This is a genomic window from Caballeronia sp. LZ003 (assembly GCF_031451465.1).
Lineage (GTDB): Bacteria > Pseudomonadota > Gammaproteobacteria > Burkholderiales > Burkholderiaceae > Caballeronia.
The window spans coordinates 1-730 of the sequence record NZ_JARUXJ010000109.1; the positions used below are offsets into that span (position 1 = coordinate 1).

The following is a 730-nucleotide window of genomic DNA, read 5'->3' on the forward strand; positions in this document are numbered from 1 at the left end:
CGAGGCAAGCATCGCCCCCGCGGGGACTGCGGCCTACATCGACGAGGCCTACAGCTTAATCAAGGCGGGGCTCGTGCCGGGACTGTCGATCGGCTTTCGTCCCATCGACGCGGAGTTCGACCGCTCAACCGGGGGCTTTCTCATCAAGGCGTGCGAGCTCTTCGAAATCAGTGCCGTCACCATCCCGGCGAGCGCCGACGCCGCCATTCAAACCATCAAATCGCATGACAGCGCACACGGGGCTATGCCCGTCGTGCGCTTGAGCGCATCTCGCCCCAAGGAAACCGATATGACCATCGCAGAACGACTCAAGGCTGTCGCCACCCGGCGCGCCGCCCACCTCGAACGACGCAAGGCGCTTATGGACGCGGCCGCTGCCGAGGGCGAGCGCACGCTCAATGACGACGAGTCGGCCGAATACGACCAGCTCGGCCTTGAACTGAAGTCGCTGGACGCTCACGAGGTGCGGCTCAAGGAGCAGCAAGCCCTTGAAGCGAAGTCGGCCGTGCCGGTCTCGGGCGGCCCCGCCTCGCACGCCCCGATCATGCTTAAGCCAAATGTAGCCAAGGGCACGGCTTTTACACGCTACGCCATCGCGCTGATGCGCTCCAAGGGTAACGTCATGCAGGCCGTCGAGATCGCCAAGGAGTGGAAGGACTCGACGCCTGAGGTCGAGTTGGTGCTCAAGGCGGCGGTGCAGGCGGGGACCACCACCGATCCGGCGTGGGCC

1 protein-coding gene is annotated in these 730 nt (G+C 65.1%); it reads left to right on the forward strand.

What is annotated here, in order from left to right; genetic code table 11:
* Positions 1–730 (forward strand): HK97 family phage prohead protease (locus QCE79_RS33255; protein WP_309851731.1); only part of this gene is annotated, 730 nt, incomplete at both ends.